The organism is Bradyrhizobium sp. Leo170 (genome assembly GCF_004296405.1).
Lineage (GTDB): Bacteria > Pseudomonadota > Alphaproteobacteria > Rhizobiales > Xanthobacteraceae > Bradyrhizobium.
In genome coordinates, this window is the sequence record NZ_PSRR01000366.1 from 1 (window position 1) to 8446 (window position 8446).

At 65.2% G+C, this 8446-nt stretch carries 10 protein-coding genes and 1 pseudogene; 6 read left to right on the top strand and 5 right to left on the bottom strand.

The genetic code is table 11. From position 1 onward, the window contains the following. Nucleotides 1–664, bottom strand: a 664-nt coding sequence (locus CWO89_RS36995; RefSeq protein WP_130583309.1) for a LysR family transcriptional regulator, incomplete at its 3' end; no start/stop codon positions are given. 95 nt (nucleotides 665–759) lie between these two features. Between CWO89_RS36995 and CWO89_RS37000 the strand changes: the two genes are divergently transcribed. Further along, nucleotides 760–1521: a sulfite exporter TauE/SafE family protein gene (locus CWO89_RS37000; RefSeq protein WP_130583310.1), complete on the top strand. Its 762-nt coding sequence runs from the start codon at nucleotides 760–762 to the stop codon at nucleotides 1519–1521. Between the two features lie 13 nt (nucleotides 1522–1534). Further along, nucleotides 1535–1768, top strand: a complete 234-nt coding sequence (locus CWO89_RS37005; RefSeq protein WP_130583311.1) for a hypothetical protein — start codon at nucleotides 1535–1537, stop codon at nucleotides 1766–1768. Between the two features lie 42 nt (nucleotides 1769–1810). On the opposite strand, the gene CWO89_RS37010 is transcribed toward CWO89_RS37005, so the two are convergent. Further along, the gene (locus CWO89_RS37010) at nucleotides 1811–2434 is read right to left on the bottom strand and encodes an SCO family protein (RefSeq protein ID WP_130583312.1); all 624 of its coding nucleotides are present in this window, start codon (nucleotides 2432–2434) and stop codon (nucleotides 1811–1813) included. Further along, entirely contained in the window at nucleotides 2431–3546 is a 1116-nt protein-coding gene (locus tag CWO89_RS37015; RefSeq protein WP_130583313.1) for an MBL fold metallo-hydrolase, read from the bottom strand. The genes CWO89_RS37010 and CWO89_RS37015 overlap by 4 nt, the downstream gene beginning before the upstream one ends. Nucleotides 3547–3755: 209 nt before the next feature. On the opposite strand from CWO89_RS37015, the gene CWO89_RS37020 reads away from it, so the two are divergent. Together CWO89_RS37020 and CWO89_RS37025 are read left to right on the top strand one after the other, a co-directional pair. Further along, nucleotides 3756–4463 carry a glutathione binding-like protein gene (locus tag CWO89_RS37020; RefSeq protein ID WP_130583314.1) on the top strand — a complete coding sequence of 236 codons (708 nt, stop codon included), beginning with the start codon at nucleotides 3756–3758 and terminating at the stop codon, nucleotides 4461–4463. Nucleotides 4464–4653: 190 nt separating this feature from the next. Then, nucleotides 4654–5349, top strand: coding sequence for a glutathione S-transferase family protein (locus CWO89_RS37025; RefSeq protein ID WP_130583315.1), 696 nt, complete (start codon nucleotides 4654–4656; stop codon nucleotides 5347–5349). Between the two features lie 95 nt (nucleotides 5350–5444). On the opposite strand, the pseudogene CWO89_RS37030 reads toward CWO89_RS37025, so the two are convergent. Together CWO89_RS37030 and CWO89_RS37035 are read right to left on the bottom strand one after the other, a co-directional pair. Next, a pseudogene (locus tag CWO89_RS37030) lies at nucleotides 5445–6079 on the bottom strand (HAD family hydrolase). A 35-nt stretch (nucleotides 6080–6114) separates the two neighbouring features. Next, entirely contained in the window at nucleotides 6115–6330 is a 216-nt protein-coding gene (locus tag CWO89_RS37035; RefSeq protein ID WP_463702869.1) for a cysteine-rich CWC family protein, read from the bottom strand. Between the two features lie 91 nt (nucleotides 6331–6421). On the opposite strand from CWO89_RS37035, the gene CWO89_RS37040 reads away from it, so the two are divergent. Then, the gene (locus CWO89_RS37040) at nucleotides 6422–7951 is read left to right on the top strand and encodes a DUF1800 domain-containing protein (protein WP_130583316.1); all 1530 of its coding nucleotides are present in this window, start codon (nucleotides 6422–6424) and stop codon (nucleotides 7949–7951) included. Between the two features lie 2 nt (nucleotides 7952–7953). After that, nucleotides 7954–8446: DUF1501 domain-containing protein (locus CWO89_RS37045; protein ID WP_130583317.1), on the top strand; the 493-nt coding region annotated here is incomplete at its 3' end.

The following is an 8446-nucleotide window of genomic DNA, read 5'->3' on the forward strand; positions in this document are numbered from 1 at the left end:
GGCCGTAAAACTCGAACTCGGGCCCGCGCGCCGTGATCCTGATGACACCCGCAGCCTTCAGCCACATCGGCCAATCGTCCGGCGAGTGCGCCACCCGAAGCAGGCTTCTCCCCTTCAGGTCGCTTGCGCGCTTGAGCTGGCTCGCCAGCCGCGGCGTGCACACCGGAAGGAGATCGGCGGCGAACAGCGGCTCGGCCACCAGCCCCGGCCAATTGCCGTCGCCGAGCTTGATGCCGCAGCTCCAGTCGTCGCTGAACGGCTCCGGCGCCGCGGCGCCGCCGGTGGTGATGCGCACCTCGATCTCCGGCTCTTCCTTCTGGAAAGCGGCAAGCCGCGGGATCAGCCATTTCATCGCAAACGTCGGCCCGACGCCGATGGTCAGAACGCGGACGCTCGCGGGCGCGGTGACCTGCGCCGTGAGGCTCGCCAGCGCATCGAAGATCGGCGTCAAGCCGCTCTGGTAGAAGCGGCCGGCCGCCGTGGTGACGAGGCGGTTGGCCTTGCGCTCGAACAGCGCCACCCCGAGCCGCTCTTCCAAGAGATGCACCATCCGGCTGATCGCGGCGGCCGTGACGTTGAGCTCGGCGCCCGCGCCGGCAAAGCTGCCGGTGCGCGCCGCCGCCTCGAATGCCTTGATGCCGTTGAGAAAGAGCAGTCGCCGCAAGCTATCACCCTCAGGAAAACTGATGCCAGGAGGAGATAACTCAGTTTGCGCCGCGAGTCCAAGCGGGGCACAAACTTTCATCAGGAGGAAACACGATGAGCCCGCTCGTGATTGCAGCCCTTGGCGTGCTGATGGTCGCGACAGCGTTCCTGTCGGGCCTGTTCGGCATGGCCGGCGGGCTGATCCTGATCGGCGTGCTGCTCACCATCCTGCCGCTGCCCTCAGCGATGGTGCTGCACGCGATCACGCAGATGGCATCGAACGGCTGGCGCGCGTTGCTGTGGCGGGCGCATATCCGCTGGCGGCCGGTCGCGGTCTACCTGATCGGCTGCGGCGTGGCGCTGGCGATCTGGTCGGCGACGCGCTACGTGCCGGACAAGCCGATCGCGCTGCTGCTGCTCGGCGTCACCCCGTTCATGGCACGGCTGATGCCGAAGGGAATAAAGCCGAACCCCGACAGCATCTGGCAGGGCACGTTCTACGGCTCGGTCTGCATGGGGCTGATGCTGATGACCGGCGTCTCCGGCCCGCTGATGGACACCTTCTTCCTCGGCGGCAATTTCGGCCGCCGCGAGGTGGTCGCGACCAAGGCGACCTGCCAGGTCGCGAGCCATTTCACCAAGCTGATCTATTTCGGCGGCATCATCGACCAGGCCGCGACGCTCGATCCGGTGCTGGCGGGCGTGGCTGTGGCGGCCTCGATGCTCGGCACCACGCTGGCGCGCCGGATCCTGGAAGCGATGAGCGACGCGCAGTTTCGCACCTGGGCGAACCGGCTGATCACGACGGTCGCGAGCTACTACATCCTCTATGGTGGCTGGCTGCTCGTCGTGCGTAACAGCGCGATGGCGCATTGACGGAGGAAGTCCGATGACGGAGGCGACGGATGCGTTGGTTCTCGATCTCGTCGAATGGATCGCGCGCGAGCCGCGGCCTTACGCGGAAGTCATCGAGACCTGGCGTACCTCCTGCCCGCGGCTGACGATCTGGGAAGACGCCGTCGACCGCGGCTATGTCGTGCGCCGCCCAACGGTCGAGGGTTTGCGGGTGATGGTCACCGAAAGTGGCGAACGATTCCTGCGCGAGCACGGCCGCGCTGGCTGAGCTGGCTTGGTGCTACCTGTATCCGCTTCGCTCGAAAACGCGCTACTTGGCAAGGTGTTGGCGGATGATCTCGACCATGCGGTCGGCCGCGGTGCCCGGCGGGAAGAAGCCGAGATAGCTGCCGTCGCGGCCCATCAGATAGATGAAGGCAGTGTGGTCGACGGTGTAGTCGCCGCGGTCTTGCCCGAGCGGCACCTTGGCGCTGTAGACCTTGTAGGCGTCCGCTGCCTTGCGGATCGCGTCAAGGCTTCCGGTCAATCCGATCAGGCGCGGATGAAACAGCGGCACATAGTCCGCCAGATGCTGCGGCGTGTCGCGCTCGGGATCGACCGTGATGAACAGAGGCTGCACATTGTCCGCATCGGTGCCGAGCCGGTCCATCGCAAGCCCGATCGCCTGCAGATCGGTGGGGCAGACATCGGGGCAAGAGGTGAAGCCAAAATAGACCAGCATCAGCCGTCCGCGGAAGTCGCGCTCGGTGCTGATACGGCCGGTGTGGTCGACGAGCTCGAATGGCCCGCCGACCGGCTCCCGGTTCCACATCAGGATGTCCATGACCTCCGCCGCTGATCGCGCGGGTGCATCGCCCGCGCAGGCGGGCGCAAGCACAGGCGCCAGCATCAGCCACAGACCGATGCCGGCGCTGCTGGCGGCGCGCAGGATCATGCGCCGAAGGAGAGGCGGCTGCCCGTCGTGGTGACGAGCACCTTGTCGCCCATCTGCGCGGTGGCCTCCTGGACGAAATTCAGTCCGCTGCAATGCATGGGCACCACGACATCAGGCTCGAGCTTCTTGATCTCGGCCACGACCTCGGTGAGGTAGTCTTTCGGCGCCGGTCCGAGATGGAAGCCGCCGACGACGGCATGCACCTTCTGGATGCCCGAGACCTCCTGCGCCTGCTTCACCGAATTGACGATGCCGACATGGCCGCACGAGCTGATCACCACGAGCCCCTTGTCTTTCACGTTGAAGCAGGTCGCGTGCTCGTGGATGTGCTCGTCCGGGACGATCTTGCCTTCCATCTCGGCCGGCAAATAATGGCCGGCATTGCAGCCGAGCCCGTCTTTCATGCCGAACTCGACCCAGGTCTGCGGCAGGATGCGCTCGATGCTGCGGCGCGTGATCTTGCCAGTGGTGAAGGCATGGCCTGCGATCACCGTCGGCGTTTCGCAGAGAACGGTCGTGACCTTGTGCGCCGCAAGCTGGCGGCGGTCGAGCGCGCCGAAATCGGTGAACTGGCCCTTGGTCGGCGTCGCGTTGACGCGGTGGCAGAAATTGTCCTCGCCGCCGGCGTAGAGCTTCACGTCGGCGGGGAGCTTGTCGCGGAATTTATCCAGGAAGCCGATCAGGCCGCCGAAATGATCGTAATGCCCGTGGCTGACGATCAGCGCATCGAGCTTCGACGGCTCGACGCCGACCAGCTCCATATTGTTGATGAGCACGTCGGGCGTGTAGCCGTAGTCCAGCATCAGCGTGCGCTGGGTGCCCGCGGCCTGCGATTCCAGCCACAGCGACAGGCCCCATTCGTTGTGCAGTGACTTGCGGAAGTCCGCGCTTCGCGCTGGCGGCGCGATCGATACGCCGTTTGCCTGTTTCGGGCGGAAGAACATGTCGAAACTGCTGTCGACCAATACGCGGATCGACAGTCTGTCGACGGTCGGCACCTCGATCGGTGCCGCACTGGCGATCTCGATGCAGGAAAATCCACCGGCGGCCGCAATGCCGGCGAGCGCGGCTGAACCTTTGAGAAAATCACGTCGTGGCAAATCTCTCGTCATTGAATCCTCCTAAAAAGATATTCCGAATGCAGAGAGGGCCCAAGCCTAGGACCGAGGCGATCTCGACTCAATGCATGGGCCGGTGTACCCGCCGATCAAATTCGCGCGCATGGCGCCAAGAACCGGATTGACTTGCCACGGGTTCTGCGAGATTCATGCATTCGCATCTTTTTCTGATGCGCGTTCCACCCAGCCGCAGGATCACGCCCATGATCGACCTCCACTACTGGACCACGCCGAACGGCCACAAAATCACGATGTTCCTCGAGGAGACCGGGCTGGACTACAAGATCATCCCGGTCAACATCGGCAAGGGCCAGCAATTCACGCCGGAATTCCTGGAGGTCGCGCCCAACAACCGGATTCCCGCGATCGTCGATCATGCGCCGAAGGGCGGCAGCAAGCCGATCTCGCTGTTCGAGTCCGGCGCGATCCTGCTCTATCTCGCCGAGAAGACCGGCAAGTTCCTGCCCGCCGATCTCTATGGCCGCTACGACGCGATCCAGTGGACGTTCTGGCAGATGGCCGGCCTCGGTCCGATGGCGGGGCAGAACCATCACTTCCGCAACTATGCGCAAGAGAAGCTGCAATACGCCATCGACCGCTATGTGAACGAGACCAACCGCCTCTATGGCGTGCTCAACAAGCGCCTGGCCGACCGCGAATTCGTTGCCGGGGACTATTCGATCGCCGACATGGCGAGCTATCCCTGGGTCGTCGGCCACCAGAACCAGGGCCAGAACATCGACGATTTCCCGCATCTGAAGCGCTGGCTGGAAACGATCAGGGATCGGCCCGCGACGGTGCGCGCCTACGCCAAGGCGAAAGAGGTCAATCCGAATTTCGGCCAGCCCGCGATCCGCACCGAGGAGGAGCGCAAGATCTTGTTCGGCCAGACCGCGGCGGTGGTGCGGTAGCGCTGCTGCGTGCTCCGTCATCATCCGCGAAGGCGGATGATCCAGTAACCACCGGCGGTCGTGGATCCATGCAGCCGCCGCAGCGTACTGGATGCCCCGCCTTCGCGGGGCATGACAGCCTTCCGGCTTCCGCGGTTGCGCTCGCTGTGGCCACGGCTACTCTGTCCGCCGACATCAGCGAGATTGATCCATGGCCATGAAACTGTTCGAACTCGTCGGCACCGACACTGCCCGTCCGTTCAGCCCGTATTGCTGGCGCGCGCGGATGGCGCTTGCGCATAAGGGGCTCGGCGCCGAGTCGATCCCCTGGTGCTTCACCGAGAAAGAGACGATCGCGCCGCACAAGTCCGACAAGGTGCCGGTGCTGCTCGACGGCGACACTTCCGTCGCCGATTCCTGGGCGATCGCCAATTATCTCGAGGATACTTATCCGGACCGCCCCTCGCTGTTCGGCGGCGAAGGCGGCCGTGCGATGGGGCGCATGCTGAACTGGTGGGGCGATGTGACCGTGATCGGCGGCATCTTCCCGCTGATCGTCGCCGATATCCCCGCGCATCTTGCGCCTGATGACGTCGCCTATTTCCGCAAGACGCGCGAGGCGCGATTGGGCAAGCCGCTGGAAGAGGCCGCCGCCACCCGCGATCACGCGGTCGAAGGCTTCCGGAGGAGCCTCGATCCGCTGCGGCTGACGCTGCGGACACAGGCCTATCTTGGCGGCGACAAACCGAACTATGCCGACTACATCGTGTTCGGTGGCTTCCAGTGGGCGCGCGTCGTGAGCCCGTTCAAGCTGCTGGTCGAGAGCGATCCGGTCTACGCCTGGCGCGAGCGCCTGCTCGATGCCTTCGACGGCATGGCGCGGAAGTCGCCTGGATACGAGGTGTAGAGTTCACCGTCATTGCGAGGGGCGAAGCGACGAAGCAATCCATGTCTCCACGCGCGGAGAGATGGATTGCTTCGCTGCGCTCGCAATGACGGGTGTTACAGCGCGCCGCGCTCGCGCAGCATCGCCAGCGCCGCGTTGAGGTCCGGCAGCACCGCGGCGCATTTGGCGCGCGTTTCCTCGGTCGGCGGGATCATGTCCGGCACCATCAGCGTGATCGCGCCGGCGGCGTGGGCGGCGGTCACGCCGTGGTTGGAATCCTCGATCGCGACGCAGGCCTGCGGTTTCACCCGGAGCCGTTCTGCAGCCAGCAGATAGAGATCCGGGCTCGGCTTGCAGTGCGTAACGTCGTCCCGCGTCAGGATGGTGTCAAAGCGTGCGCGGATTCCTGCGAGCGTCAGGTGCTGGTCGGCGGAGCGGCGCGAGGAGGAAGTCACGATCGCCATCGGGCATTCCGCGGATCGAGCGCATCGAGCAGCTCGATGGTGCCGGCCTTCAGCGGCAACCCTGCGCGAAACATTTCGTCCCGGTTGGCGGCGAAAGCCCTGTTGATCTCGGCGAGCGGGAAATCGTCGCCGTAGCGTCTCACCAGCATCAATTCGCATTCCGGCCCGGGAAGGCCGATCATGGCGTGACACAGGGCAACGACATCGTCGGTATAGCCGTGCGCGTTCAGCGCTGCGATCAGGCTGTCGAAATAGACCTTCTCTGTGTCGAGCAGCGTTCCGTCCATGTCGAGCAGGACGGCGTTGATGTCCCAGCGGCTCGTCACGTCGCGGCCGTATCGGTTTGCTGGCTCGCGAGCGCGCGCAGGCAATCCGGGCACAGGCAGTCGCCGCCATCATGCGCCGGCATCGGCATGCGGTAGGGTTCCGCCGCGCACCAGCATTCGCCCGACAGGTCGCAGGTGAAGCCGATGCCGCAGCGTCTGCAGGAAAGCTGACGCGAGGTGCTTTCTTTCCGATTTGTCATGAATTCGGCCACTCTCCTCTCGCTGAATTAATCCAGGGTTCATCCGGATGCGCGCTAAGATGTTGCACAAATCATAGACCGAGGACGCCCGAAGGGAAATCCGATGGCCCGCGATTCGCAAGCAGCCCTTGTTGCGCTCAATCGCTTCGGTTTCGGCGCCCGCGGCGGCGCATCCGGCGATTTCGTCAATGCGGCATCCGATCCGCGCGGCTTTGTGACATCAGAACTCAATCGCGCCAATGCTGCGCTCTTGGAGATGCCCGGGCTTTCCTCCACGCCGGCGCTCGGCAAGGCCCTGTTCGACTATCAGTTCGAGATCCAGCAAGCGCGCGACGCCGTCGCGAAATCTGCAGCGACGGAAGCGCCATCGACGGACCCCAAAGCGCAGCGCCGCAACCCGTCGCTCTCCTCGATCGCCAAGGACATGATGGCCAAGGAGCCGATGGCGGCATCCGCCGACGGCAATAACGCGAATGCCGCGACGCAGCCGAATCCGCCGAAGCCGCCGCCGCAACCGGCCAACGTCATCCAGAAGACGTTTCGCACTGAAGCGCTGGCGCGCATCCAGCGCGCGACCTTTGCCGATTGCGGATTCGTCGAGCGCCTGGTCGTGTTCTGGTCGAACCATTTCTGCATCTCCGCCAACAAGGGCGGGCTGGCGCGGATCTGGGCCGGCTCGTTCGAGCGCGAGGCGATCCGGCCGCATGTGGTCGGCCGCTTCGCCGACATGCTGAAGGCGGTCGAGCAGCATCCGGCAATGCTGTTCTTCCTCGACAACCAGCAATCCTTGGGTCCGGACTCGCGCGCCGGCATCAACCGGAACCGCGGCCTCAACGAAAACCTCGCCCGCGAGATCATGGAATTGCACACGCTCGGCGTCGGCGGCGGCTATACCCAGGACGACGTCACCTCGCTCGCGCGCGTCATCACGGGGTGGACCTTTGCCGGCCGGCAGGGCCAGCTCGGGCCATCCGGCACTTTCGCGTTCAATGCCAACGCGCATCAGCCCGGCCCGCAGCGCGTGATGGGCAAGGTCTACGAGCCGAATGGCGTGGCGCAGGGCGAGGCCGTGCTTGCCGACATCGCCCGCCATCCCTCGACAGCAAAATTCATCGCCACCAAATTCGCGCGCCACTTCGTGGCCGACGATCCGCCGCCGGCCCTGGTGGCGCGGCTGCAGGATGTCTTCACCAGGACGGACGGCGATCTGAAGGCGCTCGCGACCGCGCTTGTCGATTCCGGCGAGGCGTGGGACGCGCCGCTGACCAAGATGCGTTCGCCCTACGAATTCCTGATCGCCTCCGGCCGGCTGCTCGGGCGCAATCCCGAAGATCCCTCCCGCTATCTGGGCGGCCTCAATGTCCTCGGCCAGCCATTGTGGTCGCCGGCCGGGCCGAACGGTTTTCCCGATACCAGCGCGGCATGGGCCGCGCCCGAAGGCATGAAGCTGCGGCTTGATATCTCGGCGCAGATTGCCTCGCGGCTTGGCGATGGCATCGACCCGCGCGAGCTGCTCGAGCTCGTCGCCGCGGACGCTGCCTCGCCGGACACGCGTCGCACCGTCGAGCGCGCGGAATCGCGTCAGCAAGCGCTGGCGCTGCTGTTGATGTCGCCGGAATTCCAGAGGAGGTGACGATGCAATGTTGTGAAGGCCTGCGGTCGCAGGCCACCTCGCGCCGCTCTCTGCTGCTCGGCGGCGCCGCGTTCGCCGCCTGGGCCTACTTGCCGAAATTCGCACGCGCTGCGGATGGCCGCGATCCGCGGCTCGTCGTGGTGATCCTGCGCGGCGCGCTGGATGGCCTTGCGACAGTGGCGCCGATCGGCGATCCCGATTACGCCGGACTGCATGGGTCGATCGCGCTCCGGCCGGACGGACCGAATGCGGCCGTCATGCTCGACTCCTTCTTCGGCCTGCATCCGGCGATGCCGGAATTCGCGCGGATGTATCGCGCAAAGCAGGCCGCCGTGATCCACGCGGTCGCGACCTCCTATCGCGAGCGCTCGCATTTTGATGGCCAGGACGTGCTCGAAAGCGGCTTTGCCGGTCCGGGCAGGGTGCAATCGGGCTGGCTCAACCGCGCGCTCGAAGCGTTGCCGAAAGGCGAGCGGGTGACGCACGCGCTCGCGG